This window comes from Actinomadura miaoliensis (genome assembly GCF_039536785.1).
Taxonomy (GTDB): Bacteria; Actinomycetota; Actinomycetes; order Streptosporangiales; family Streptosporangiaceae; genus Spirillospora; species Spirillospora miaoliensis.
The window spans coordinates 154,456-180,995 of the sequence record NZ_BAAAZG010000052.1; the positions used below are offsets into that span (position 1 = coordinate 154,456).

The 26,540-nt window shown below is 74.0% G+C and carries 22 protein-coding genes; 13 read left to right on the top strand and 9 right to left on the bottom strand.

Annotation, left to right across the window (positions count from 1 at the left end):
- Window positions 1–19 precede the first annotated feature (19 nt).
- Window positions 20–619, top strand: a complete 600-nt coding sequence (locus tag ABD811_RS33445; RefSeq protein ID WP_344955778.1) for a TetR/AcrR family transcriptional regulator — start codon at window positions 20–22, stop codon at window positions 617–619.
- 21 nt (window positions 620–640) lie between these two features.
- On the opposite strand, the gene ABD811_RS33450 is transcribed toward ABD811_RS33445, so the two are convergent.
- Together ABD811_RS33450 and ABD811_RS33455 are read right to left on the bottom strand one after the other, a co-directional pair.
- The gene (locus ABD811_RS33450) at window positions 641–1,348 is read right to left on the bottom strand and encodes a GNAT family N-acetyltransferase (protein ID WP_344955779.1); all 708 of its coding nucleotides are present in this window, start codon (window positions 1,346–1,348) and stop codon (window positions 641–643) included.
- A gap of 83 nt (window positions 1,349–1,431) precedes the next feature.
- Window positions 1,432–2,121 carry an AraC family transcriptional regulator gene (locus ABD811_RS33455; protein ID WP_344955781.1) on the bottom strand — a complete coding sequence of 230 codons (690 nt, stop codon included), beginning with the start codon at window positions 2,119–2,121 and terminating at the stop codon, window positions 1,432–1,434.
- A gap of 219 nt (window positions 2,122–2,340) precedes the next feature.
- On the opposite strand from ABD811_RS33455, the gene ABD811_RS33460 reads away from it, so the two are divergent.
- The gene (locus ABD811_RS33460) at window positions 2,341–3,261 is read left to right on the top strand and encodes an alpha/beta fold hydrolase (protein ID WP_344955782.1); all 921 of its coding nucleotides are present in this window, start codon (window positions 2,341–2,343) and stop codon (window positions 3,259–3,261) included.
- Here the strand turns inward: ABD811_RS33460 and ABD811_RS33465 are convergent.
- Window positions 3,251–5,605, bottom strand: a complete 2,355-nt coding sequence (locus tag ABD811_RS33465; RefSeq protein ID WP_344955784.1) for a hypothetical protein — start codon at window positions 5,603–5,605, stop codon at window positions 3,251–3,253. The genes ABD811_RS33460 and ABD811_RS33465 overlap by 11 nt on opposite strands.
- Before the next feature lie 34 nt (window positions 5,606–5,639).
- On the bottom strand, window positions 5,640–5,855 hold the full coding sequence (locus tag ABD811_RS33470) for a hypothetical protein (RefSeq protein ID WP_344955786.1): 216 nt from the start codon (window positions 5,853–5,855) through the stop codon (window positions 5,640–5,642).
- 228 nt (window positions 5,856–6,083) lie between these two features.
- On the opposite strand from ABD811_RS33470, the gene ABD811_RS33475 reads away from it, so the two are divergent.
- Window positions 6,084–7,298 carry a sensor histidine kinase gene (locus ABD811_RS33475; RefSeq protein WP_344955788.1) on the top strand — a complete coding sequence of 405 codons (1,215 nt, stop codon included), beginning with the start codon at window positions 6,084–6,086 and terminating at the stop codon, window positions 7,296–7,298.
- Window positions 7,286–7,945: a response regulator transcription factor gene (locus ABD811_RS33480; RefSeq protein WP_344955791.1), complete on the top strand. Its 660-nt coding sequence runs from the start codon at window positions 7,286–7,288 to the stop codon at window positions 7,943–7,945. Before ABD811_RS33475 ends, ABD811_RS33480 begins: the two co-directional genes overlap by 13 nt.
- A 69-nt stretch (window positions 7,946–8,014) precedes the next feature.
- On the opposite strand, the gene ABD811_RS33485 is transcribed toward ABD811_RS33480, so the two are convergent.
- The 4 genes from ABD811_RS33485 to ABD811_RS33500 all read right to left on the bottom strand — a co-directional run bounded on the left by ABD811_RS33485 (window position 8,015) and on the right by ABD811_RS33500 (window position 12,143).
- Window positions 8,015–9,259, bottom strand: coding sequence for a serine hydrolase domain-containing protein (locus tag ABD811_RS33485; protein ID WP_344955793.1), 1,245 nt, complete (start codon window positions 9,257–9,259; stop codon window positions 8,015–8,017).
- Between the two features lie 165 nt (window positions 9,260–9,424).
- Window positions 9,425–10,462, bottom strand: coding sequence for a 4-hydroxy-2-oxovalerate aldolase (gene dmpG, locus ABD811_RS33490; protein ID WP_344955794.1), 1,038 nt, complete (start codon window positions 10,460–10,462; stop codon window positions 9,425–9,427).
- Window positions 10,459–11,361, bottom strand: coding sequence for an acetaldehyde dehydrogenase (acetylating) (locus ABD811_RS33495; protein ID WP_344955796.1), 903 nt, complete (start codon window positions 11,359–11,361; stop codon window positions 10,459–10,461). The genes dmpG and ABD811_RS33495 overlap by 4 nt, the downstream gene beginning before the upstream one ends.
- Complete coding sequence (locus ABD811_RS33500; protein WP_344955798.1) at window positions 11,355–12,143, bottom strand: 2-keto-4-pentenoate hydratase; 789 nt, start codon at window positions 12,141–12,143, stop codon at window positions 11,355–11,357. Before ABD811_RS33500 ends, ABD811_RS33495 begins: the two co-directional genes overlap by 7 nt.
- A gap of 99 nt (window positions 12,144–12,242) precedes the next feature.
- Between ABD811_RS33500 and ABD811_RS33505 the strand changes: the two genes are divergently transcribed.
- From ABD811_RS33505 to ABD811_RS33535, 7 genes are all read left to right on the top strand, one after another.
- Window positions 12,243–13,001, top strand: a complete 759-nt coding sequence (locus ABD811_RS33505) for an IclR family transcriptional regulator (protein ID WP_344955800.1) — start codon at window positions 12,243–12,245, stop codon at window positions 12,999–13,001.
- 93 nt (window positions 13,002–13,094) lie between these two features.
- On the top strand, window positions 13,095–16,475 hold the full coding sequence (locus ABD811_RS33510; RefSeq protein WP_344955801.1) for a right-handed parallel beta-helix repeat-containing protein: 3,381 nt from the start codon (window positions 13,095–13,097) through the stop codon (window positions 16,473–16,475).
- A gap of 135 nt (window positions 16,476–16,610) precedes the next feature.
- On the top strand, window positions 16,611–17,144 hold the full coding sequence (locus ABD811_RS33515) for a 2,4'-dihydroxyacetophenone dioxygenase family protein (protein ID WP_344955803.1): 534 nt from the start codon (window positions 16,611–16,613) through the stop codon (window positions 17,142–17,144).
- A 13-nt stretch (window positions 17,145–17,157) separates the two neighbouring features.
- Window positions 17,158–18,426 (top strand): MFS transporter, encoded by a 1,269-nt coding sequence (locus tag ABD811_RS33520; protein ID WP_344955805.1) that lies wholly within the window; start codon window positions 17,158–17,160, stop codon window positions 18,424–18,426.
- Entirely contained in the window at window positions 18,423–19,460 is a 1,038-nt protein-coding gene (locus ABD811_RS33525) for a 2,3-butanediol dehydrogenase (RefSeq protein ID WP_344955806.1), read from the top strand. Before ABD811_RS33520 ends, ABD811_RS33525 begins: the two co-directional genes overlap by 4 nt.
- A gap of 80 nt (window positions 19,461–19,540) precedes the next feature.
- Entirely contained in the window at window positions 19,541–20,500 is a 960-nt protein-coding gene (locus ABD811_RS33530; RefSeq protein ID WP_344955808.1) for a helix-turn-helix domain-containing protein, read from the top strand.
- 51 nt (window positions 20,501–20,551) lie between these two features.
- Window positions 20,552–22,666 carry a sensor histidine kinase gene (locus ABD811_RS33535; RefSeq protein ID WP_344955810.1) on the top strand — a complete coding sequence of 705 codons (2,115 nt, stop codon included), beginning with the start codon at window positions 20,552–20,554 and terminating at the stop codon, window positions 22,664–22,666.
- 10 nt (window positions 22,667–22,676) lie between these two features.
- Here the strand turns inward: ABD811_RS33535 and ABD811_RS33540 are convergent, their stop codons facing one another.
- Window positions 22,677–23,282 carry a response regulator transcription factor gene (locus ABD811_RS33540; protein WP_344955812.1) on the bottom strand — a complete coding sequence of 202 codons (606 nt, stop codon included), beginning with the start codon at window positions 23,280–23,282 and terminating at the stop codon, window positions 22,677–22,679.
- A gap of 86 nt (window positions 23,283–23,368) precedes the next feature.
- On the opposite strand from ABD811_RS33540, the gene ABD811_RS33545 reads away from it, so the two are divergent.
- Window positions 23,369–24,100, top strand: a complete 732-nt coding sequence (locus ABD811_RS33545) for an ABC transporter ATP-binding protein (protein WP_344955813.1) — start codon at window positions 23,369–23,371, stop codon at window positions 24,098–24,100.
- Complete coding sequence (locus ABD811_RS33550; RefSeq protein ID WP_344955815.1) at window positions 24,100–26,502, top strand: ABC transporter permease; 2,403 nt, start codon at window positions 24,100–24,102, stop codon at window positions 26,500–26,502. The genes ABD811_RS33545 and ABD811_RS33550 overlap by 1 nt, the downstream gene beginning before the upstream one ends.
- The last annotated feature ends 38 nt before the right edge of the window (window positions 26,503–26,540 follow it).

Here is a 26,540-nt window from a genome sequence, read left to right on the forward strand (position 1 = left end):
CGATGCTAGAATCGAGGGCATGTCGATACAGGCACGCCGGGAGCGGGAGCGAGCGGAGCGGGAGCGGCTGATCGTCACGGCGGCTCGCGAGATGGCCGAGGCCGACGGATGGGAGGCGGTGACGACCCGCCGGCTGGCCGAACGCGTCGAGTACAGCCAGCCGGTGCTCTACAGCCACTTCAAGGGCAAGGACGCGATCATGGCGGCGGTCGCGGTGGAGGGCTTCGCCGACCTCGCCGCCGAGATGCGCGCCGCCCGTGAGTCGGCGAGCGCTCCGGAGCAGGCCCTCGCCGACGTCGCCGCGGCCTACATCGCGTTCGCCGAGCGGCGTCCGGCGCTCTACGACGCGATGTTCAACCAGTCGGTGAGCCTGCCGTTCGCCACGCCCGACGCGCCGCCCGCCCTGCACGCCGGCTTCGACGAGTTGCGCCAGGTCGTCCGGCCCGTCGCCGAAGACGACGAGGTCGACCTGCTCGCCGAGGTGCTGTGGAGCGGACTGCACGGGCTCGTGACGCTGACGCGCGGCGGCCGCCTCCCACGCGAACACCACGAACAGCGGCTGGCCCTGCTGCTCCGGCGGTTGGCGCGCTGGGGCGACACTTCGCAGGTCAGCGGTTGAGACAGGCTCACAGCTTGTTCTTCAACGTGCGGTCCAGATCCAGCCCAGTGGGGTGAGGCCAAGGGTGCGGGCGACCGACCGGGACGCGTGGTTGGCAGAGGTGGTGCTGTAGAAGAGCACCTCCTTGTTGTGACGCTCGCGCTGGGCCCAGGCCGCTACCACGGCCGGGGCGAGGTGCTTGCCGCGGAAGTCGGGGCGGGTCCAGACGCCTGCCTCCGCGGCGGCGGTGTTCGATGCGGGTGTGAAGCATATGGACACCGGCTCCCGGCCGTGCAGGGCCATGGCCCACTCACCCATGCGGCCGTTGATCAGTTCGTCCCACTCGCCGGGCTGCCAGTTGCCGGGCCGAAGCAGGTGCTGAGCGGTGCGCCGGCCGTCGGTCGTGGAGACGATGATGGGCAACGGGTCTGGGGCCGGGACGGTGAGACGGTCTGGGAAGACGAAACACGGGCCGCCCTCGACGGACACCGTCCGGGCGCCGAGAGATGCGGCCAGGCGGTCGAGTGCGTGGGGTGGCCGGCCGGGGCTGTATTCCTGCTCCGTGCCGTCGATGGGGCCGGGAAGCGTGAGTCCGGGCGCGAGTGCCAGGAAACGCGCCCGAGGGGACCACGCCCACACCGCGAGCACCGAAGGATCGCGCAGGACAGCTCGGGGGGCGTCCGGGGCCGGCGCAAGGCCATATGTCGCGTCGATCTCCAAGGCCAGCAGGCGTCCTTCGTCCCAGCTCATGGCGAGAGGCTAGCTTCGCCGGATGGTGCGGGCAGAAGATTTTCCCCAAGGGGGACAGCGTGCGTGGGGGCGTGGGCGAGGGTTCACCGGCCGGGCCAGGCGAAGTCGTCGATCGCCAGCCATGGCTCCCCGGCGACGGTCGCCGGAGTCACTCCGGTGAACGCCACGACGTCGCGGTGCAGGTGGGACTGGTCGGCGTAGCCGCTCTCCGCCGCGACCCGGGCCGCGCCGTCGCCCGCGGCCAGGCGGTGGGCGGCATGGTCGAAGCGGACCAGCTTCGCGGCGCGTTTGGGCGGCAGGCCGATCTGCGACCGGAACCGGGACCACAGGCGCTTGCGGCTCCATCCGACCTCGTCCGCCAGGCCGTCGACCCGAACCAGGCCACGGCTGGAGACGATCCGTCGCCAGGCCCAGGCCACCTCCGGGTCCACGGACGCCCCCGTCCCACGCCGGCGGGCGAGCAACGCGTCCGTCAACGCGAAGCGGTCCTCCCACGAGGGCACCTCGCTCAGTTGCTCGCGGATACGTGACGCCTCCCGGCCCCACAGGTCGTCGAGCGCCACCACGGCGCCGTCCAGTTCGGCGGGGGAGACGCCCAGCACGGCGCGTGCGACCAGCGGGGACAGGCGCACCTGCACGGCCTCGAAGTACTCGCCCCGCACCCGCAGCGCTGAGCCGAACCCGACCCCGGCGACGAGACTTCCTCGCCGCTGCCGTCCGGCGGCGTCGTCCACGATGAGCGGGCCGTCGCCGAACTCCACAGCCAGCGTCACGCCCGGATGCGGGATCACCCGGTGGCTGGCCGGGGCCCTGCCACGGTCACGGAACCCGGCCATGCTGACACCGGCCACCCGGCTGGGCCGCGCGGGGCGCGCGACGTCCCACACAGGCGCTTCGTGCGCGGCGGACCGCATTCCCACATGCTAAGCGGGGCCGACTGACCGGAACATTCGTTCAAGCCGCCGGGGCGCGGGGACGGCGACAGTGGCGCCATGAACCTTCCAAGGAAGCGCTACGTCATCGCGTCGGCCGCTCTCCTCGCCGTCGTCGGGTTGCTCCTGACGAACGCGGTCGTGGTGTCGCGGCATGACGCCGAGGCCACGGGAGATTCGCTCCTGCCTCTCGACGGCGGAACCGTCCACGTGCGTCAGGACGGTCCCCGCGACGCCCCGGCACTGGTGCTGATCCACGGGCTCGCCGGGTCGACCCGCTGGTGGGACCCGCTGGTTCCGATGCTCGCGAAGTCCCATCGCGTCATCCGGATCGACCTGCTCGGGCACGGCCGGTCGGCCAAACCCTCCGGCGGTGGCTATGCGATCCCGGAACAGGGACGCCGGGTCGGCCAGGCACTGGACCGGCTCGGCGTGAAGCACGCCGTGGTGGTCGGCCACTCCACCGGCGGTTCGGTCGCCACCGCTCTCGCCGAGCAACGGCGCGACCTGGTGACCGCCCTCGCACTCATCGACTCCGGACCCAGTCTGGACGCCTTCATCTCGGACGGTCCCGTCGGCGGACTCCTGTTCGTCCCCGTCGTCGGGCAACTGCTGTGGCGGTTGCGGACCGACCGGATCCTCCGCCAGGGGTTGAGCACCGCGTTCAGCCGCCCCGGCTACGAGGCCCCGCCGCAGCTCGTCGACGACGTGCGCGGCATGACCTACCACGCGCTCACCACGACGTCCCGGGCGGTGGACGACTACCTGGAGCGGCGCACGCTCCCCGCTCGGCTGACCGCCGTCGGCAAGCCGCTGCTGGTGATCTTCGGCGCGGAGGACCGGAGATGGCGCCCCTCGTCCGCCGCCGCCTACCGCGCCGTCCCGGGCGCGAGAGTCGAGCTGCTCCCCGACGTCGGCCACTCGCCCATGCTCGAAGACCCCCCGCGGACCGCCGCACTCCTGCTGGCGTTCACTCGGTGAGGAGGGCGTGGAGGACGCCGTGGCGGGCCAGCAGCGGCACGGATCTGTCCAGGACGGACAGGAACAGCTCGTGTGTGCCGTGCCGGGTGAGGGCCAGGGCGTCGCGGAAGAGGGCCAGGGCCCGGTCCCGAGGCCAGCCGGGGAAGGCGGCGATCTCGGCGAGGACGGCGGCGTCGTCGTGGCGGGCGTTCCGGTAGGTGGTCTCGGCGACGTCCAGGGCCCACGCGGCCAGCGACGGCGCGCGTTCGTGGGCGGCGGTGGCGACGCGGATCCGCCAGCTCACGCGCAGGGACGTCGGGACCAACCCGTCGTAGGTGAGTTCGTGGTCGGGGATGGTGGCGACGTTCAGGGCGGTCCTGAACTTCCCGGCGCGGAGGAGGCGGCGGATGAGGACGTCCGGGTCGACGTTCAGGATCTCGTCGGTGAACTCGGCGGCGCCGTCGGGGGCGCGCAGCAGTTCGGCGGTGTGGCGTTCGCCGTTCCCGACGTCGGGGTTCGGGTCGGCGGCCGGGAAACCGACGAGGGGCAGGTACTCGAACAGGCCGTGATGCTCCAGCCGGCCCGCGAGGTCGCTCGCGATGGACGGGTGGTCGGCGATGACGCGGCGCGCGGCGTCCACGGAACCGGCGTCCAGCAGCGACACGACCATGGCGACTAGGACGTGCGGGTCGGCGCGGGCGAGGGCGACGGCGCCGTCGAGGTCACCGTCCAGGGCCAGGCGGACGGCGGCGGGAGGGGTGAGGCGGCGGCGGATGCCGGACGGCCCCGGCGGCTCGCTCGCCACCAGGTGGAGGGCGACCCGGCGGGCCGCCTCGGTCCGGCCCGCGTCCAGCAGGCCCCGCGCGGCGCGCGTCTGGTCGGCGGCGCGGTCCCAGCATCCGGCAAAGGAGGGGAGGAGGGCGTCGATCTCTTCGTCGGTCCGGGTGCGCAGGACGGCCTGGACGACCACGTCGCCGTGCGCGGGGCCCGTGGCGGTGACGGCGTCCACGGCCTCCGCCGCGTCGGCGGGTTCGCGGGGGACGGGGCCCAGCGGGCTTCCCGGCTCGCCGACCCGCCTGCCGAGCGCCTCGGCCAGGCGGCGGAACGCGGCGGCGCCGCCGAGGACGTTCGCCGGGAGGCCGTCCGCCACGCGCAGGGCGTCGTCAGGCCGGCCCGCGCGAGCCAGCAGGACCGCCGTCTCCTCGCACACGCCCGCCCGGATGGTCCTCCACTCGTACGGTTCGGTGCGGGAGCCGGACCGGCCCTGCGCGGCGTCGTCGACGATCTCCAGGGCTTGGACTGCCGCTTCGGCGGCCACCGCGGGGTCGGTTCCGGTCAGCGCCTCGGCGAGCGCGAGGCGTCCCTCCACCCGGCCTTCGACGGAGGTCACCAGGGCCAGGTGGCGCCGGGCGGCACGGTCGTCGCCCGACTGGGCGAAGGCGATCGCCACGGCGGCGCGGAGCAGGTCGCAGCCCGGGGCGGCGGCCAGCAGCCGGTCCTCGGTCCCGGCGCGGATCGCCTCGTCGGCCATTGCGGCGGCGGCGTACCGGCGCGGGGAGTGCGGGGCCCACCCGGAGTACTCGCCCCACAGGATCCCGGCCCAGTCGTGCGCCTTCGCCATCGGACGCAGGTTGAGGTTCCCCGGGGTGCGCGCCAGCTTCGCCAGCCGGGCCACGGCGGCGTCGAAGCGGCCCACCCTGGTCAGCGCCGCGCACGCGCCCATGTCGTCTCTCTCCCGGGTGGGCCCGCCTGCGGGCTCGGCGTCGGCGAGCAGGGCGAACTCGTCCGCGCGGGCCGGATCGCCGTGGTCGGCGAAGGCGAGGGCGATCTCGCCGAGGGGCGCGCCGCCACGGCGGGCCGTCTCCTCCGCCTCACCGGGCCGCCCGGCCTCGATCAAGGCCCGCACGACCTGGCCGGAGAAGTCCCGGTGACCGGCCAGGATGTCCAGGCCCTCGTCCGGGTGCCCGTGGCGGACGAACTCGGCCGCGATCTCCGCGCGCGCCCACGAGTCGTCGCCGAGGCAGGCGTCGACGGCGGCGCGCGCCTCGTCCGCGGCTCCGGCGCCGAGCAGGTCCCTCACCAGCTCGTGGAGAGGCGAGTGCGGGCCCACCGCCGGGAAGACGGTCCGGGCCAGCAGGCGCCGTGCCCGCTCCCGCTCGCCGTGCCGCCACAGGGCGACGATGACCGTCCGGCACGCCCGCGCCCCCGCGCGTTCGGCGAGGACTTCGGCCCGTTCGGCCTCGCCCGTGGCGACGAGGACGTCCAGCATGTCCACGGGCACGTGTGCGGCCTGCACGGAGGCGTTCACCTGGGCGAGCGCGGCGTGGATCTCCGCGAGCAGGTCCATCTGATCTTCAGGCTCCATCACGGCGGATGGTAGGGCCCGCGGGTGGCCGAGGTCACCGGCGGCGGGTGCGGTAGTGGTGGACGACCAGGGCGATGGCGAAGCCGAGGGTGGCCACCCCGAACGCGATGCCGGCGACCGTGTGGGCGCCGCTGCCGGAGGTCACCATGTTCCCGGCCGCGCTGATGGCCAGCAGCACCCACAGCAGCGGCCGGACGGCCCCGCCGCCGCGGCTCGCGGGTGCCTCGGAGGCGTTCTGGAAATCCGTCATCGCGTGCTCCTCGGTGAGTGGTCCGATCGACGCGTACCACGCTAGGAACCGCGAGGGCGGTGGACGATCCAGCCATTGGGCCGGTCTTCGGTACAGCAGGCTGTACTCCTTGGTCCGGCCCCCTGACACTGCCCGGTCGCTGGCCTAGGGTCTCTGATCTAGGAGGTGCGGATGGCGGCGAACGGGACCGAACCGGCCGGTACCCGGCGTGCTCGACGAGGGGCCGTCGTGGCGCGTGCCCGCGCCGCCCTCGACGCGCTGGAACATCTGATCGGCGGCCTGGGCACGGCCCTGCTGGCGTTCGTCGCCGTGGTGTGGATCGTGCTGGTCGCGTTGTTGTGCGTCACCGGTGTGGGTCTGCTGTTGGCGCGCACCGTCCCGCGTTTGCTGCGGTCCGTCGCGGAACGCGAGCGCGGACGGCTGTCGCGGTGGGGGCCGGAGATCATCGGCCCGGGACCCGCGCCGTCCGGCGTACGCGCCGCCCTCGCGGACACGGCCGTCCGGCGGGAGCTGGGGTGGGTGTTCGTCCATGCCACGCTGGGCCTGTTCCTCAGCGTGGCGGGGGCGACGCTGACGCTCAACACCGTCCCGTACGTCACCTATCCGCTGTGGTGGCGGCTCCTGCCGCCGGACGAGCCCCAACCATCGTTCGTGTTCTGGGACGTCACCGACGATTCCGGCGCCCTGCTGGTCGTGCCGCTCGGCGTGGCGATGGGCGTCGCCTTCCTGGTCGTCGGGCCGGGCATGGCCCGGTTGCAGGCGTGGCCGGGGCGGCGGCTGCTGGCGCCGCCCGCCGACATGGACCTGTCGCTGCGGATCGCGGAGCTGTCCGCCACCCGCGCCGCCGCGCTGGACGCCCACGCGACGGAGCTGCGGCGCATCGAACGCTCGCTGCACGACGGCGCCCAGAACCGGCTCGTCGGCGTCACCATGATGATCGGCGTGGCCCGCCGCGCGCTGGCCCGCGACCCCGCGAGCGCCGACGCCGCGCTGGAACGCGCGCAGGACGCCGCAGAGCAGGCGCTGGCCGAGCTGCGCACGGTCGTGCGCAGCATCCTGCCGCACGTCCTGGCCGACCGCGGACTCGCCGGCGCGCTGGCCGGGCTCGCCGCCGACTGCGGGGTGCCCTGCACGGTGGACGTCGACGTCCCCGGACGGTGCGCCGCGTCCGTCGAGTCCACCGCCTACTTCGTGACGGCCGAGGCGCTCACCAACATCTCCAAGCACAGCCGGGCCCGGCAGGCGACCGTGACCGTCCGCCGCGAGGGCGCCCGGCTGTTCCTGCGGATCGAGGACGACGGCGTCGGCGGCGCGGACGTGCACCAGGGCTCCGGGCTCGCCGGAATCCGCGGCCGCGTCGAGGCGCACGACGGCCGCCTGACCCTGACCAGCCCACGCGGTGGGCCGACGACTCTCCAGGTGGAGCTGCCATGCGGATCGTGATCGCCGAGGACGACCCACTGCTGCGCGAAGGGGTGGCGCTGCTGCTGCGCGCCGAGTCCCTCGACGTGGTCGCCACCACCGACTCCCCGGACGCCTTCCTGGCGGCCGTCGACGAGCACAAGCCCGACGTCGCGATCGTCGACGTTCGGATGCCGCCCACCCACACCGACGAGGGGATCAGGGCGGCGGTGGAGGCGCGGCGCCGCCACCCCGAGCTGGCCGTGCTCGTGCTGTCGGCCTACGTCGAGCAGGCGTTCGCCACCGAACTGCTCGGCGGCGGCGCCGACCGGCTCGGCTACCTGCTCAAGGAGCGGGTGGGCCGCGTCGAGCAGTTCCTCGACGCGCTGCACCGGGTGGCCGACGGCGGCACCGCCATCGACCCCGAGGTCGTCGCGCAACTGCTCACCCGCACCCGCTCCGACAGCGGGCTGCGGCGCCTGACCCCTCGGGAACGCGACGTGCTGTCCCTGATGGCCGAGGGCCTGGGCAACAGCGCCATCGCCGAACGGCTCGTCGTCACCGAAGGCGCCGTCCACAAGCACATCCGCAACATCTTCGCCAAGCTCGACCTGGCCCCCACCGACCGGGCGGACCGCCGCGTCACCGCCGTCCTGCGCTACCTCGAAGAGACCCAACGCCACCCCTGACGCTCTGGACCACGAAACGGCACGGTGGCCGTGTGCGCTCTCGCACACGGCCACAGTGCCGTCTCGGGACTACTTGCAGATGGCGGTGTCCACCAGGTCCAGGACGTGCTGGTGCACCTTGAGCATGTCCTGTTCGGTCTTGGCGACCGCGCCGGGCAGGGCGGTGACGGCCACGGTGACGGCGCGACCGTCCTTGGTGACGCCGCCGCGGGTCTCGTACCCGTTGATGTCACCGCCGTGGCCCCACAGCTCGCCGCCGCACGACAGCGACGTCTTGAACAGGCCCAGCCCGTAGCTGGAGTTGGGCAGGGAGTCCTCCGCCCTGACGGTGGTCGTCATCTCCTTCAGCTCGGCGGGACGCAGCACCCTGCCGCCGATCAGGGCGGCGAAGAAGCTGTTCAGGTCGCGCGGGGTGCTGACGAGCTGCCCGGCCGCCCAGCCCCAGGACGGGTCCAGCGAGGTGATGTCGCCCAGCGGCCCCCCGGGCTGCGCCGCGTCGTACCCCTTGGGGTGCGGGCCGCGGATGCCGCGCTCGCCCAGCCCCGGCCAGTAGGTGTCGCGCAGGCCGAGCGGGCGGATGATCCGGTTGGTGACCTCCTCGCTCACCGGCCGGCCGGTGACCTTCTGGACCAGCAGCCCCGCGAGAACGTAGCCGGTGTTGCTGTACCGCCATGCGGTGCCGGGGGCGAAGTCCGCCTTGTGCTGCAACGCGATGTCGAGCAGTTCACGCGGCTCGGTGTAGGTGTTCCGCGTCTTGAAGGCGTTCTGCTCCATGTACTGCGTGTAATTGGGCAGGCCGCTGGTGTGCTGCAGCAACTGCCGGACGGTTATCTTGCGGCCGTCGATCCCCTCCCCGCGGACCAGGCCCGGCAGGTACCTCTCGATCGGCGCGTCCAGCTTCACCTTGCCCTCGCCCACCAGTTGCAGCACCACCGCCGACACGAACGCCTTGGTGTTGCTGCCGACGCGCACGCGCCCGTTCACCGGCGGCTTCGCGCCGGTGGCGCGGTCGCCGACACCGGCGGTGTAGTCACGGGTGCGTCCGTCACGGCCCTTGACGGCGGCCAGCACACCGGGGAAGCCGTCGTCGCGCACCAGGCTCTCCGCGCCCTTCTGGATGGCGTCGTTGGGCGTGCGTTCGGAAATCCACCTGTCGGCGCTGCTCAGCGCCACGTCGCGTTCGCTGTGGGCCAGGGCCGGCGCGCCGACCGCGACGGCACCTCCCAGCACCGCGAGTGCGGCGATCGTCGTGGAGATCCGGCGACGCTTCCGTGGAGTCTTGGCGGGGCTGGAGTGCTGGATGTGGTCCGACACGGGGGGCTCCTGTCGAGTGGTTTTCGGAACCCTTGAAGCATCTCCGTCCGCGACGCACGGAACGAGCCAGCCTGTACCCCTCATGACAGTAGTGCCAGCACCACCGCCGGTCGCGCTGAGAGGGGCGGGGCGCCGGTGGCGCGCCGCCCCTCGTTTCCGCGTGGGTCAGGTGGTGCGTTCGCGTTCCTCCACCAGGCGGAGCGCGACGTCGATGATCATGTCTTCCTGGCCGCCGACGTAGCCGGCCTCGCCGACGCGCTGCAGGATCTCGTGGGCGGGGACGCCGTAACGCTCGGCCGCGCGCTCGGCGTGGAGCAGGAAGCTGGAGTACACGCCCGCGTACCCCTGGGTGATCGCGGACCGGTCCGCGAACGGCAGGCGCGGCAGGAACGGCTGGACGACGTCCTCGGCCGCCGCCAGCACCCCCTGCACGTCCACCCCGGTGGTGATGCCGAGCCGCTCGAACGTGGCCGCCACCACCTCGGTGGGGGCGTTGCCCGCGCCCGCGCCGAGCGCGCACAGCGCCCCATCGATCTGCCGGGCGCCGTTCTGCGCCGCCAGGACGGAGTTGGCCACCCCCAGCGACAGGTTCTGGTGGCCGTGGAACCCGACCTGCGCCTCGTGACCGATCTCGTCGACCAGGGCGCGCACCCTGGCCTGCGCGTCGGCCAGCACCAGCGCCCCGGCCGAGTCCACCACGTAGACGCACTCGGCGCCGCCGTCCACCATGATCCGCGCCTGCCGGGCCAGCTCCTGCGGGCCGATGCGGTGCGACAGCATGAGGAACCCGACCGTCTCCATGCCCAGCTCACGGGCGGCGGCGAAGTGCTGGAGCGAGACGTCCGCCTCGGTGCAGTGGGTGGCGATGCGCGCCACCGACGCCCCCGCGTCGTGGGCGCGGCGCAGGTCCTCCACGGTGCCCACGCCGGGCAGCAGCAGCACCGCGATGCGCGCGGCGGTGGCCTCGTCCACGGCCGCGGCGATCAGCTTGATCTCGTCCTCCAGCGAGAAGCCGTAGTTGAACGAGGAGCCGCCCAGGCCGTCGCCGTGCGCCACCTCGATCGCCTCGACCCCGGCGGAGTCCAGCGCGTGCACCACGCCCCGCACCTGCTCCTCGGTGAAGCGGTGCGCCATCGCGTGGCTGCCGTCGCGCAGCGTCGAGTCGGTGATCCTAACGCGCTCGGCGCCGTTCTCCTCGGTCATCGCTTCACCTTCTCCCCGGACGCGAGCCGCGCCAGTTCCTCGCCGACGCGCGCGGCGGCGGCCGTCATGATGTCGAGATTGCCGGCCCAGGGCGGCAGGTAGTCGCCGTTGCCCTTGACCTCTAGGAACACCGCGACCCGGGCGTTGCCGCCCCAGTCCTCGCGCGCCTCGTCGAACTGCGGCTCGGCGCGCAGCGCGTACCCGGGCACGTACTCGGCGACCCGGGCGGCCATCTCCGTGACCGACGCGGCGATCGCCGCGGTGTCGGCGTCCGGCGGGATCGCGCAGAACACCGTGTCCCGCATGATCATCGGGGGTTCGACCGGGTTGAGGATGATGATCGCCTTGCCCCGGGCCGCGCCGCCGACCTGCTCGATCGCGCGGGCCGTGGTCTGGGTGAACTCGTCGATGTTGGCGCGCGTGCCCGGCCCCGCCGACCGCGAGGCGATCGACGCGACGATCTCCGCGTACGCCACCGGCACCACCGCCGACACCGCCGCGACGATCGGGATGGTCGCCTGCCCCCCGCAGGTGATCATGTTGAGGTTGGGGGTGCCGGCCAGGTTCGCCAGGTTGACCGGCGGGCAGACGAACGGCCCCACCGCCGCCGGGGTCAGGTCGATCGCCTGGATCCCCGCCTCCTCGTAACGAGGGGCGTTGGCCAGGTGCGCCTTCGCGGAGGTCGCCTCGAAGACGATGTCGGGCAGGTCGTCCTGCGCGAGCAGCCAGTCGACGCCGCCCGCGCTGGCCTCGACGCCCAGGCGGCGCGCCCGGGCGAGCCCATCGGACTCCGGGTCCACCCCCACCATCGAGTGCACCCTGATCGTCTCGGACCGCAGCAGCTTGACCAGCAGGTCGGTGCCGATGTTGCCCGAGCCCACGATGGCCGCGCTCAGCATGCCGCCCCCCGGAAGTTCGCGGTGACGGTGCCCAGCCCGGCGAACTCGGCGGTCACCACGTCACCGGCCGACACGGGCGTCGCCGCGACGATCGCCCCCGGCAGCACCACGTGCCCGGCCTCCAGGGAGACGCCGCGCTCGCCCAGCGTGTTGGCCAGCCACACCAGCGCGTTCAGCGGCGACCCCAGCACGGCGGCGGCCGCCCCGGTGTCCACCAGCTCACCGTCCCGGTACAGCAGGCAGCCGGTCAGCCGCAGGTCCACCGCGTCCAGCGGGACGGGCCGGGTGCCCAGCACCACCCCGCCGCTGGAGGCGTTGTCGGCCACGGTGTCCAGCAGCGTGATCTTCCAGTCCCGCACCCGCGAGTCGATGATCTCCAGGGCGGGCAGCGCGAACTCCACCGCGGCCGCGGCCTCCGCCGCCGTCACGCCCGGCCCGGCCAGGGGGCGGCCGAGCACGAATGCGATCTCCGGCTCGACCCGGGGCTGCAGGAACCGTCCCGCGTCGATCGGCGCCGCGTCCAGGTGGAACATCGAGTCCAGCAGGTGCCCGTAGTCGGGCTGGTCGACGCCGAGCTGGCGCCGCATCGCCGCCGACGTCAGGCCGACCTTGTGCCCCTTGACCCGGGCGCCCTTGGCGCGGAACTCCTCGATCTGGGCCAGCTGGATCGCGTACGCGTCGTCCAGGGTCAGATCGTCGTAGACGTCCGTCGGCGGGTCGACCGGCCGGCCCGATGCATAGGCGCCGATCAAGTCGCCGGCGGCGCGTTTCACCACGTCCACCTGCGAATCCTTTCGTCGTTACCGCCGTCAGCGTGCGCCCGGCCGGCCGCGCGCGGCAAGAAATCCGTCCCGCGTGGCGGGACGCATACCCTGTCGGCCATGACGTCGGCCATGACCCCTCCCCCCGCCGAGGACTCCCTGCCGTCGCGCATCGCGGCGGTCCTCGGCGCGTTCCGCGCGGGAGACGACGCCGTCGGTGCCGCTGAACTCGCCCGCCGCACCGGCCTGCCCAGGTCGACCGTCCACCGGATCACCGGCGACCTCGTGCGCGCCGGGCTGCTGGAACGGCACGGCCGCAAGGTCAGCCTCGGCCTGGCCCTGTTCGAGATCGGCCAGCGGGTGCCGCGCCAGCGCGTCCTGCGCGAGGCCGCCGTGCCGTTCATGTCCGACCTGCGCGAGGCCACCCGCCAGACCGTGCACCTGGCCGTGCTCGACGGCCGCGAGGTCGTCTACGTCGAGAAGCTCACCACGCCCGGCGGGCCGCCGCTGCCGTCCGCCGTCGGCGGCCGCGTCCCCGCCACCGCCACCGGCGTCGGCAAGGCGATCCTGGCCTTCTCCCCGCCCGCGACCGTGGAGCCCCTGCTGTCCGGCCCCCTGCCCCGGCTCACCGAACGCACCATCACCGCACCGGGCCTGCTGGTACGCGAACTGCGCCGCATCCACCGCGAGGGCGTGGCCTACGACCGCGAGGAGTCCGGGCCCGGCGTCACCTGCGTCGCCAGCCCCGTCCTCGGCCCCGGCCGCCAGGCCATCGCCGCGCTGTCCCTGTCGGGCTGGACCAGCCAGATGCGGCCCGCCCGCTACGCCCCCGCCGTCCGCACCGCCGCCCTGACCCTCACCCGCGCCCTGCGCCCCTGACCGGACGCGTGGCCCCGTTCACTTGCTGATCTTGAGCTGGGCGGCCACTATCGGCAGCGGAAGCCAGACAGGAAGAACCCCTCCGGAGGGACCGTGCGCAAGCTGGTCGTGTCGCAGAATCCTCGTCGCGGCTTCCCGAACCTGACCGACGCGCTCCTCGTCCCGGGCGGCGAGCCGCTGTGGATCGGGGTGGAGCCCGGGCACTACCGGATGAGCGACTGCCGCTTCTGGGGCGTCGCCGAGATCGAGGCCACCGGCGGCCCCGGCACCGTGGTGATCGACTGCGGCGGAGAGTACAACCTGCGGGTGGAGGGCCGGGGACGGGTGGTCCTGCGCGGGCTGACCCTGCGCAACTTCCACGAGGGCGGCTCCGCCGTGAACGTCGTGCGCGCCCATCTGGCCGCCGAGGACTGCACGTTCTCCGGCATCGCCGACACGGCCGTCCAGGCGTGGGACGGCGCGAAGCTGTTCCTGCGCCGCAGCGTCGTGCAGGGCGGCGGCATCGCGTGCACCGACGCCGAGGGCGTCATCGAGGCCAGCACGGTGACCGACACGTCCCGCAGCGGCGTGTCGCTGCACCGGGGCAGCCGGTTCACGCTGCTGGACGTCACCGTGCGCAAGGCGGGCGGGTCCGGGATCTGGGTGGACGGCGGGTCGGCCCCGCGCGTCCAGGGCTGCCGGATCGAGGACCCGGCCTCGGCCGGGATCGTCATCGAGGAGAAGGCCGCCGCCGCCGTCGTCGGCACCCGCGTCACCGGCACCGGCGAGGCGGGGCTGATCGTGCGCTCCGGAGCGACGGCGACCGTGGACGACACCGTCGTCTCCCGCGCGGGCGACGTCGGCGTCTGGGCCGCCGCCGGAGGAGCCCTGACGGCGCGCCGCCTGGCGGTCGAGACCGCCGCCATCACCGCGGTCTACGTGTCCGACAACGCCTCGGCGACGTTGGAGGGGTGCCAACTGGAGGAGCCGAAGGCGTGCGGGATCGTGGCGGACGGGCGGTCCACGGTCAGCGTCGCCGACACCTTCATCCTGCGGGCCGGCCGGTCCGGGGTGGTCGCCGACGACGCCAACGTCACGGTGCAGGACACCCTCGTGCGGGGCGCCGGGGAGGCCGGGATGGCGGCGGTCGACTCGGCCAGCCTGACGGCGCGCCGGGTCGCGGTCGAGGAGGCCGGGCTGAACGGCGTCCTGGTGCGAGGGGCGGCGGTCGCGGGACTGGAGGACTGCGCGATCGTCAGGAACACGACGGGCGACGGGCTGGCCGTCGCCGAGGCGGGCACCTGCTCGTTCACCGGCGGGGCCGTCACCGACTGCTCCGGCGGCGCGAGCGTGACCGGTGCCGGTTCGACGCTGACGCTGCGCGGCGCCCGGATCACCGGCAACCGGTACGGCGGCGTCGGGGCCCTGGAGGGCGCCGAACTCGCGGTGCTCGACTGCACGGTCACGGGCAACAAGGGGGCGGGGATCTTCGCCACCGTGGACGTGACGGTGACCGTCGAACGCACCGCCTCCCACGACAACGAGCAGGACGACGAGCTGGACCACCTCCCGTTCGACGGGGACGCAGACCAGGACGTGGACGCGGACGCGGACGGGGACACGGGCGAGGAGGAGTCTGGGTCGGCGACGGCCGAGGCCGCCCCCGCGCCCGATGACGACACCGTCCCCCTGCGCAAGCCGCCCGCGCCCCAGGCGGCCGAACCGGCGCGGGCCACGCCTCCGCCGGATCCGGAGCCCGAGCCGCAGCCGGCGCCCGCGCCCGCGCCGGTGCCCGCCCCCGCGCGGCGCCCGGCGCCCGAGGAGCAGCCGGCGAGCGTGGAGGCGCTGCTGGCCGAGCTGGACGCGATGGTCGGGCTGGCCGAGGTCAAGCAGGAGATCCGCAAGCTGGTGTCGTTCCTGCGGGTCGCCGAGCAGCGGCGGCGGGCGGGGCTCCCCGAGGGACCGCCCATCGGCCGGCACGTGATCTTCTCCGGGGCGCCCGGCACCGGCAAGACGACCGTGGCCCGGCTCTACGGCAGGCTGCTGGCCGAGCTGGGCGTGGTGTCCTCCGGTCACTTCGTGGAGGTGTCGCGGGCGGAGCTGGTCGGCAAGGGGCTCGGCGAGACGTCCGCCAAGACCCGCGCGGTGTTCACCAAGGCGCGCGGCGGCGTGCTGTTCGTCGACGAGGCCTACACCCTGGCGCGCCAGTTCGGCAGCGGCGCCGACTTCGGGCAGGAGGCCATCGACACGCTGGTCAAGCTGATGGAGGACCACCGCGACGAGGTCGTGGTGGTGTTCGCCGGGTACTCGGTCGAGATGCGCGAGTTCCTGGAGGCCAACCCGGGGCTGAAATCGCGCCTGTCCCGGACGATCGAGTTCGCCGACTACAGCCCGTCGGAGCTGGTGGAGATCGTCCAGCGGACGGCCGACCGGTACGGGTTCCACCTCGCCGACGCCACCCGCGCCGCGCTGCTGGCCCACTTCCAGGGCGCCCGCCGCGACCAGCGGTTCGGCAACGGCCGCGAGGCCAGGCGGATCTTCGAGGCGGCGCTGCAGCAGCAGGCGCTGCGGCTTGCCGAGCGCGACGCCCCGTCCGCCCGGGAGCTGGTGGAACTGCTGCCCGATGACCTCGACGGCGTCCTGGACCGCGGTCTCGGCGTCCGGCACGCCGACGGCCGCGACGACGCCCAGGTGGCCGCGCTGCTGGAACGCCTGGACGGCATGGTCGGCCTGACCCAGGTCAAGCAGCGCGTCCGCGACGTGTTCGACATGCTGGCCACCGAGCGGCGCCGCCGGCAGGAGGGCCTGTCCAGCGAGCCGTTCGCCGGGCATCTGGTGTTCTCGGGCCCGCCCGGCACCGGCAAGACCACCGTCGCGCGCCTGTACGGGGAGCTGCTCGCGGCGACGGGCCTGCTGGCGCGCGGCCAGGTGGTGGAGGTGTCGCGGTCGGACCTGGTGGGCCAGTGGATCGGCCACACCGAGGCGCAGACCGCCAGGGCGTTCGAGAGCGCCCGCGGCGGCGTGCTGTTCGTCGACGAGGCGTACGCCCTGGCCCGCGACGGCGAGCGCGACTTCGGCCGGGAGGCGATCGACACGCTGGTCAAGCTGATGGAGGACCACCGCGACGAGGTCGTGGTGATCGTCGCCGGCTACACCGCGGAGATGGACCGCTTCCTGGCCGCCAACCCGGGACTGGCGTCCCGGTTCTCCGGCACCGTGGAGTTCCCGCCCTACAGCCGTGACGAGCTGGTCACCATCCTGACCCGGCAGGCCGCCGACGCGGGGTTCACGCTGACGCCCGAGGCGCTCGACGCCGTCCGCGCCCATCTGGACGCCCACACCGAGACCTTCGCGCGGGGCAACGGCCGTGAGGTCCGCAAGCTGCTGGAGGCGATGCGCACGGCCCAGGCGCGCCGGATCGCCGCCCGCGAACGTTCCGGCGACCCCGTCCCGACCCGGGACCTCGGCCTCCTGCTCCCCGACGACCTGCCCTGACCTCGGTACACCGGCGTCGGGGGCCACGTCGGGCGATGTCCGAAATGCGCAAAAGGGGACGTCGCATTCGGGAAAGACGCGCGGTGGAGTGACGGGGTTCACTCTCGGCAACGTGACCGAGAGGAGAACGACACCATGCCCGAAACCCCAGGCTCGGAGTTCTGGAAGAACCTCAAGCCCATCGCGGACTCCGTCAAGCCCGACGCGCTGCCCGAGGTCTACCTGTCCAAGGTGGCCACCGACGACGACCGCTACTACGTGCCGTTCACCGACACGGTCGGCTCCCGCCCGCTGTGGATCAACATCAAGGACAACACCTGGTCCGACATCCTGCGGGCCAAGGAGGCCGGGCTGGTCAACCGGCACTACCACCCCCACGAGGTCTTCGCCTACACCATCTCCGGCAAGTGGGGCTACCTGGAGCGGCCGTGGACGGCCACCGCGGGCGACTTCGTCTATGAGGCCCCGGGCGAGGGGCACACGCTGGTCGCCTACGACAGCGGTGAGCCGATGAAGACGCTGTTCATCGTCAAGGGCCCGCTGATCTGGCTGGACGAGAACGGCGACCCCGAGGGCTACTTCGACGTCCACGACTACGTCAAGATGTGCCGCGAGCACTACGAGAAGGTCGGGCTCGGCGCCGACCTGGTCGACTCGCTCCTGCGCTGACGAGGCCGTCGCCGTGACACCCCCTCCCACCCCCTCCGCCGACCGGTACGAGAACCGGTTGCTGGTGATGCTCTTCCTGGCGTTCGGCTTCGTCTTCTTCGACCGCCAGGCCCTGGCCTTCCTCGCCCCCTACATCGACGACGACATCGGCCTGTCCAACGCCCAGCTCGGCATGCTGTCCGGGGTTCTCGCCCTCACCTGGGCGCTGGCCGGGATGTTCGCCGGGCGCCTTTCGGACCGCCTGGGCCGGCGCAAGCCCATCCTCATCGCCGCGGTCCTGCTGTTCTCGCTGTTCTCGTCCGCGTCCGCCCTGGCGACGGGCTTCCTCGGGCTGCTGGCCGCACGCGCGCTGATGGGCGCCGCCGAGGGCGCGGTTCTGCCGATGGCGCAGTCGCTGATGGCCGAGGCGTCCCGGCCGGCGCGCCGCGGCCTCAACATGGGGCTGCTGCAGGGCTCCTCGGCGGGCCTGCTCGGCGGCATCGTGGCGCCGATCGTGGTCGTCCGGCTCGCCGAGTCCGTCGGCTGGCGGACCACGTTCTTCGTCACGATCCTGCCCGGCGTCGTGGTCGCCGCCCTGATCGCCAAGTACGTGCGGGAACGCCCGCCCAGGCGCGCCGCGCCCGTCGAGGACGCCACGCCCGCGGAGAGCGCCGCGCCCGCCGAGGGCGGGGTCACCGTCCGGCAGGTGCTCGGGATGCGCAACGTGGTGATCTGCATGCTGATCGCCTGCTGCTACCTGACCTGGTTCGTCACCCTCATCACGTTCACCCCGACCTACCTGACCGAGGAGAAGGGATTCGCGCCGGGGACGATGAGCGGGGTCATGACCTGCCTCGGCGTGGCGTGGGTGCTGTGGGGGTTCGCCACCCCCGCGATCTCCGACCGGATCGGCCGCAAGCCCGCGCTGATCGGCTTCACCGCCCTGGCGGTGTGCTGCCCGCTCGCGGTCGTGTACGTCGGCGACCCGGTGCTGCTCGGCGCGCTGATGATCCTCACCTACACCGGGCTGGGCTGCTTCACGCTGTTCATGGCCACCATCCCGGCCGAGACCGTGCCGCGCGCCGCGCTCGCCACCGCGCTCGGCGTGATCATGGGCGTCGGGGAGCTGGCCGGAGGCTTCCTCGGCCCGCTGGTCGCGGGCTGGGCGTCCGACCAGTGGGGCCTGCGCACCGCGATGTTCATCGCGGCCGGGGGAGCGGTGATCGTGATGGCGCTGGCCGTGGGGCTGCGCGAGACCGCCCCCGCCGTCGTGCGGCGCGCCACCGCGAAGGCCGTGGCATGAAGGCGGCGGTCTGGTACGGCGCCCGGGACGTCCGGGTCGTGGACGTCCCGGCGCCCGTCCCCGGGCGGGACGAAGTGGCGATCAGTGTGGCCTACTGCGGGATCTGCGGCAGCGACCTGCACGAGTACGCCGACGGCCCGCACGCCATCCCGGTGCGGGCCCCGCACCCGGAGTCGGGCCGGATGGCCCCGCTGGTGCTCGGCCACGAGTTCTGCGGGACGGTGACGCGGGTCGGCCCGGACGTCAGGGGCCTGCGTGCGGGCGACCGGGTCGCCGTCGAGCCGCACTACCGGTGCGGCACGTGTCCGCGCTGCCTGGCGGGCGAGTACAACCTGTGCCGCCACTTCGGTTTCGCCGGGCTGATGGGCGACGGCGGCCTGGCGGAATCGGCCGTCGTGCCCGCCTACATGGTGCACCGGCTGCCCGCCGGGGTGTCCCTGGAGCAGGCCGCCGTGTTCGAGCCCGCGGCGGTCGCCCTGCACGCGTTGCGCAGGTCGGGGCTCCGGGAGGGGGAGACCGTCGCGGTCGTCGGGCTGGGACCGATCGGCCTGCTCATCGTCCAGCTCGCCGCCCTGCGCGGGGCGGGCCGGGTCGTCGCCGCGGACCCGTCCCCGCGGCGGCGTGCGCTGGCCCTCCGCCTGGGCGCCGCCGAAGTGGTGGACGACGCCGGCGGCGGCGCGCTGCGCGCGGCGGCGGGCGGCGAGGGCGTCGACGTGGCGTTCGAGGCGGTCGGCGCGGAGGCGACCCTGCGCGACTGCCTGGAGGCGACCCGCCGCGGCGGCCGGGTCACGCTCGTCGGCCTCGGCGGCACCCTCGCCATCGACGCGTTCGCGCTGGTCAACAACGAGCAGTCGATCATCGCCAGCGTCGGCTACCGCGGCGCCCACCCCGAGCTGATCAGGCTCGTCGCGGACGAGGGCGTGGACCTCACCGCCATCGTCACCGCCACCGTCCGGCTCCGCGACGTGGTCCGCGACGGCTTCGAGGCCCTGCTGACGACCAAGGAGGAGATCAAGGTGCTGGTGCGCCCATGACCGCCGGCTACCTGGCGGTGTGATGATCATCACAACGGGCTAGACTTCGCGGAACGTCCTGAACAGGGAGGAGTCTTACCGTGCCGGCGACCGCTCCCTCCGTGGTCTCCCAGGCGACGACCGAGGAGATCGCCCCCCGTGAACGCATCGCGTACTGGGAGGAGTACAACCGCAGGTCCCTGGTGGGCCTGTCGTGCACCTCCTACTCGGAACGGGGGCTGCTGGCCCGGCAGACCAACTTCGAGCTCGGCGGCGTGCGCCTGGCCGACATCAGCGGCAACGCCCACGCCATCGAACGCAGCCCCCAGGTCGCCCGCTCCACCCCCAAGGACTCCATCTTCGCGACGCTCCTGGTCAAGGGCGACGCGGTGTTCATGCACGAGAACGGCTGCCTGTCGGCCACGGCGGGCGAGCTCATCGTGTACGACACCCGTCGCCCCTACCTGTTCGGGTTCTCCGGCACGATGCGGCAGTTCCTGGTGGACATCCCCAGGGAACTGTTCGTCCAGCAATGCCTGTCCGGCGGCGTCGCCGCGCCGATGCTGTTCGGACGCGGCACCGCGCGCGAGGGGGAGCTGGTCATGACGCTGCGGTCCCTCCTCGCCGGGATGGTGGCGGGCACGCCCGGCGGCACCCGCGAGGACGTGCTCGAACTGATCAGGCTGCTGGGCCGGGAACGGTCCGGCGACCGGCCCGCGTCCGGCACCTACCAGGCCATGCGCATCGTCGCCGAGGACTACATCGAGCGCCACCTGCACGACCCGCGCCTGACCCCCGGCCAGGTCGCGGGCGTGCTGGGCGTCTCGGTCCGGCACCTCGGCCGCGTCTTCGAACCGACCGGCACCACACCGTCCCGCTACATCACCGACCGCCGCCTCCGGCGCGCCCACGAACAACTCACCGACGGCGACGCCCCCGGCACGACGATCGCCGACATCGCCTACAGGTGGGGCTTCTCCAGCCAGGCCCACTTCGCCCGCCTCTTCCGTGCCCGCTACGGCTGCACCCCCACCGAAGCCCGCACCCGCCTCCGCCCCTGACACCTTCGGTTCCGGGCCGCCAGCCGGGGGCGTGAGATCATCCGCTCCGGGGTGGGACGGCTGATCGGAGGGGGTTTGGGGGAGATCGGGGAGCTCGGGCCGCGGGCGGCGCACGTGGTCGTCGGAGCCGTGCTGGCGGGTCTCTCGGTCCTCTACGCGTTGACGGCGGTCGGGCGGCCGCTGCCGGAGGCCGTCCTCGCCGTGGCGTTGTGCGGGGGCGTGCTGCTGACGTGGTTGCGGCATGTGCTCAAAGGACGGGGCTGGACGCGGGCCGGCCTGGTCGTCCTGGCGGTGCTCGCATACGCGGCCGTCCTGTCGGCGGGTGTCTCCGTGGGGCTGCTCGGGATGCTCGGCGGGGCGCTGGTCGTCACGGGACGCTGGTGGGCGGCCGGGGCCGTCGTCGCGAGCGCACCGGTCGTCGCGGCGCTGCCCGGCGGTCCGGTCACGCGCGTGGTGGACGCCTCGCTGACGGCCGTGCTGACGGGGGTGCTGGTCGTCGGGCTGGCGCGGCTGGTCGCGGCCATCGACGAGCGGTCCGCGACCCGGATGGCGCTGGCGCTCGCGGCGGTCGAGGAGGAGCGGCTGCGGGTGGCGGCCGAGCTGGACGACAGCGTCGGCAAGGGGCTGGCGAGCGTCGCCGAGGCGCGGCTCGACGACCTGGACGGCGCGCTGGACGTCGCCCGGGAGTCCCTCGCCACGGCGCGGGCGGCCTCGGTCGAGCTGCGCAGCCTGTCGCTGGCACCGGAGATCGCGGCGGCCCGGGGGCTGCTGGCGTCCGCCGGGATCGAGGCGGAGGTCGCGGTCGGGCACACCGAGCCGCTCGGCGGCGCCGGGTCGCTGCTGGCGGTGGTGCTGCGCGAGGCGGTCACCGACGTGGTGCGGCAGGGCAGGACGCGACGCTGCGAGATCACCACCGCCGAACGCAACGGCCTGCTGGTGCTGCGCGTCCGCAACGACGGCGTGCGGACGGCCGAACAGGGCTCGGCGGCGCTGGACGGGGCGCGCGCCAGGCTGGAGGCGGCCGGGGGGCGGCTGAAGGCCGGGCTGGAACCGGACGGGCGCTTCCTGGTCGAGGCGTCGGTGCGGATGCCGAGAGAGCGTCCCGCCGCCGAACCCACCACCGAGCGGCGGCTGGCGGTGGCGCTGCTGGCGACGACGCTCGCCGTGCTGTGCGTGAAGGGCCTGCTGCAGGTGCGTCCCGGCGAGCTGCCGGTGGCGGTGCCGTGGCTGCTCGCCCTGGCGGCGATCCAGCTGCGGTGGACGCGCCCGCCCGGCCGTTGGCGGGGGTGGCTGCTGGCGGCGCAGGCGGTGATGAGTTTCCTGCCTCTGGTGGTGCTCAGGGAACCCTGGGGCACGCCGCTGGGGTTGCTGGCGGGGTCGCTGCTGGTGCTGCTGCCCGCGCGAACCGCCTGGCCGCTCGCGGCGGCGGTGACCGCGGCCGCCGGGGTAGCGGCGCAGGCGGTCGGCTTCGACCTGCCGCTGCTGGTGAACACCGTGGTGAGCGTGCCGGTGACCGGGCTGGTGGTCTTCGGGCTCGTGCGGCTCGCGCGGCTGGCCGACGAGCTGCGGGACGCGGCGGCGGAGCTGGCCCGCGCGGCGGTCGTCCAGGAACGGCTGCGCGCCGCCCGGGACCTGCACGACCTGCTCGGCCACACCCTCGCCGCGCTGCTCATCAAGGGGGAGCTGGCACGCCGCCTCGCCGACCGCGATCCGCGGCGCGCGGCGGCCGAGTTCGCCGGCATGGTGGCGATGGCCGAGCGGGCGCGCGGCGACCTGGCGGCCGTGGCCGGAGCCGCCCCGAGGCTGGAACTGGCCCCCGAGCTGGACTCGGCCCGCGGCGTCCTGGAGGCGGCGGGCATCGACGTGACGCTCACCCGGGACGGCGCTCCGCCGCGCGAGGCCGAACCCGTCCTCGGCGTCGTGCTGCGGGAGGCCGTCACCAACATCCTCCGGCACAGCGCCGCCCGGCACGTCGGGATCACCGTGGCGGACGACGGTCTCACGGTCGTCAACGACGGCGCCCCCGCCGAGGTCACCCCGCCCGGCTCGGGCATCGGCAACCTCGCCACGCGCCTGGCCGCCCACGGCGGCCACCTCCACGCGGGCCCCGCACCCGGCGGCGGTTTCCGCCTCACCGCGACGGTGCCCCGGGAGCCCGCCGAATGACAGGCGGCCGTCAGATCCAGCCGGACTCCTTCGCCACGCGGACGGCGTCGGTGCGTCCGCGCGCGTTCAGCTTGGCGACGATCGCGGTGAGGTGGTTGCGGACGGTGCCGGCGGACAGGTGCAGCCGGGCGGCGACCTCGGCGGGCTCGGCGCCTTCGGCGACGAGACGCAACACGTCCTTCTCGCGGGGCGTGAGGGGGTCGGCGGCCAGGTCCCAGGCGGTGACGGCGAGGCTGGGGTCCAGGACGCGTTCTCCGGCGGCGACCTTGCGGATGGCGGCGACCAGGTCGTCCGGCGGCGCGGTCTTCAGCAGGAACCCGGCGACGCCGGAGTCGAGGGCCCGGCGAAGCTGACCGGGCCGGCCGTGCCCGGTGAGGATGAGGGAGCGGCAGGCGGGGAGCCTGTCGCGCAGCTCGGCGGCGGCGGTCAGGCCGTCCACGCCGGGCATGTCCACGTCCAGCACCGCGACGTCGGGACGGTGGACGAGGGCGGCGTTCACCGCGTCGGAGCCGTTGCCGACGTCGGCGACCACCTCAAGGTCGGGTTCGAGGCCGAGCAGCGCGACCAGCCCGCCGCGGATGACGTGCTGGTCCTCGGCTAGCAGCACCCTGATCACGTCACGAGCGTACCCATGACGATGTCACGGGTGATCGGTGACGAGCGCGCTTCTGGACGAACCCGCTGTTCAGCAGAGTGAATGCCATGAGCGACGCGGTGGTGATGACCTCGGTGAGCAAGGTCTACGGCAGGGGCGGGGGCGCGGTGGCGGCCCTGCGCGAGGTTTCGGTGACGCTGCCCTCGGGCGGGTTCACGGCGGTGATGGGGCCGTCCGGTTCGGGCAAGAGCACGTTCCTGCACTGCGCGGCGGGGCTCGACAGGCCCACGTCCGGGTCGGTGCGGCTGGGCGGCACCGAGCTGTCGGGGATGGGCGAGACCGCGCTGACCGAGCTGCGGCGCGAGCGGATCGGGTTCGTGTTCCAGGCGTACAACCTGGTGCCGTCCCTGACGGTCGAGCAGAACGTCCTGCTGCCCCTCAAGCTGGGCCGCGCCAAGGTCGACCGGGAGTGGCTGGCGGAAGTGCTGCGGCGGGTCGGGCTCGGCGACCGCGCCCGGCACCGTCCGGCCGAGCTGTCGGGCGGGCAGCAGCAGCGGGTGGCATTGGCGCGGGCGCTGGTCACCCGGCCCGAGGTGGTGTTCGGGGACGAGCCGACCGGCGCGCTGGACACCATGACCGCCCGCGACGTGCTGTCCCTGCTGCGCGAGACCGTGGACGCCCTCGGGCAGACGGTGGTGATGGTGACGCACGACCCGGTGGCGGCCTCCTACGCCGACACCGTCCTGTTCCTGGCGGACGGCCGGATCGTGGACGCGCTCCCGGCGCCCACCCCCGCCGCCGTCGCCGACCGCATGACCCGGCTGGGGGCGTACGCCTGATGTTCTCCTTCGCGCTGTCCACGCTGCGGTACCGCCGTGCCGCGTTCGCGGGCGCGTTCGTCGCCCTCTTCTTCGCCTCCGCGCTGGTCACCGCCTGCGGGATGGTGATGGACACCGGCCTGCGCGGCACCGTCGAACCCGTCCGCTACGCGGGCGCCCCGGTCGTGGTGGCGGGCGACCCGCAGTCGCACTTCGTCAAGCAGAAGAAGAAGGGCAAGACCAAGCGCAAGTCCAAGCCGAACACCGCGCGGGCGTGGATTCCCGCCGACCTGGCCGACCGGCTGCGCCGCGTGGACGGCGTGCGCGGAGTCGTCACCGAGGTGTCGTTCCCGCTGGTGATGCCCGGCGCGGGACAGGTCGAGGCGCACGGCTGGGAGTCGGCGCCGCTGACCCCCGTCACGCTGCGGCAGGGCCGCGCCCCCGCCGCACCCGACGAGATCGCCCTGAGCACGCGGCGGCTCGGCGAACGCGTCCCCGTGCTGACGAGCCAGGGCCCCCGCACGTACCGCGTGGTGGGGGTGACCGGCAAGGACGTGGTGTTCGTCGCGACGGCCGAGGCGCGGCGGCTGGCCGGACACCCCGGCCGGGTCACCGCGATCGGCGTCTGGGGCGCCTCCGCGCGGGACGTGACGAAGGCCGTCGCGGGCAGCGGCGCCACCGTCCACACCGGCGACGACCGCGGACGGGTGGAGTTCCTCGGCAGCGACGCGGCCCGCACCACGCTGGTCAGCATGGGCGGCGCGCTCGGCGGCACGTCACTGATCGTGGCGCTGCTGGCGGTGGTCGGCACGTTCGGCCTGGCGATCCAGCAGCGCGAACGGGAGCTGGCGATGCTGCGGGCGGTGGCGGCCACCCCCCGGCAGCTGCGCCGGATGATCGGCCGTGAGGCGTTGCTGGTCGGCGTGGCCGCGACGGTGCCGGGCGCGCCGGCGGGCCTCCTGCTCGGGGGCTGGCTGCACGGCCGGATGGTCGCCGGGGACGTGATCCCGGCGAACCTGCCGCTGGTCACGGGCCCGTTCCCGCCGCTGGTCGCGGTCGTCGTCACCGTCCTGGCGGCATGGCTGGCGGCCCGCGTCTCTGCGCGCCGCGTGACCCGGCTGCGCCCCGTCGAAGCGCTGGGCGAGGCGGCGCTGAGCCCGCCGCGCGTTCCCGCACTGCGGCTGCTGGCGGGCGCGGCGACGCTCGCGGGCGGCGTCGTCCTGACCTTCGTGCTGCGCTCCGTCCACTCCGACGCCGCGGCCGGCCCGCTCACCCCCCTGACGGCCCTGCTGTTCGCGACCTCGGTGGCACTGCTCGGCCCCCCGCTCGCCCGTGCGGCCGTCGCGGTGCTCGGCCCGCCGCTGCGGCTGTCGGGCGGCGTAGGAGAACTGGCCGCCGCCAACCTGCGCACCGGGGCCCGCCGCATGGCGGCCGTGATCAGCCCGCTCACCCTGATGGTCGCGCTCTCCGGCACGCTGCTGTTCGCGCAGACCACCCTGGACGGCGCGGCCGAGACGCAGGCCGAGGACGGCACGGTCGCCGACTACGTGCTCGGCCCGGCCGTCCCGGCGCCGGTCGCCGAGTCGATCCGGCGGATGCCGGAGGTCCGGGCGGTCACGCAGGTCCTGCGCAGCCGGGTCCGCGCGGTCAACACCCCGTACAGCGTGCAGGGCGTCACCCCGGACGGCCTGACCCGGACCATGGATCTGGACGTGCGGCAGGGCTCGCTGGACCGGCTCGGCCCCGGAACGGCGGCGGCCCGCGAGGGCCTGGGCCTGAAGGTCGGCGACACCGTCTCGTTCGCGATGGCGGACGGCACCAAGGTCACCCAGCGGGTCGTCGCGGTCTACCGGCGCGGCCTGGGCTTCGGCGACCTGACCCTCCCCTACGACCTGGTCGCCGCCCACACCGACGCCCCGATGGGCACGCTCCTGGTGGCGGCGCCGGGCGTCTCCCAGGACACCCTGCGCCGAGCCGTCCCCCCGGGCGTCACCCTGCTCGGCCACAACGAGGCGGCGGGCGTCCGGCCCGGCACGGCGATCAACTACCTGGCGCTCGGCCTGATCGTCGCCTTCGCCGCGATCACGATGGTCAACACCCTGGCGATGGCGGTCGCCGGCCGCTCCCGCGAACTGGCCCTGCTCCGCCTGTCCGGCGCCACCCGCCGCCAGGTACTGCGCATGCTGCGCCTGGAGACCCTCACCATCGCCCTGATCGCCACCGCCCTGGGCGCCCTGATCGCCTCCCTGACCCTGACCGCCTACAGCACCGGCATGACCGGCTCACCCACGCCCCACGTCCCGCCGCTCGGCGCCCTGGCGATCATCGCCACGACAACCCTCCTGGCCCTCCTGGCAACCACCCTCCCCGCCCGCTCCCCCCTACGCGCAACCCCGCCCCACCTCACGACCACCGACATTTGACCAGTGACGGGTCTGCGGCGGCGGTGCGGCCGCCGCCG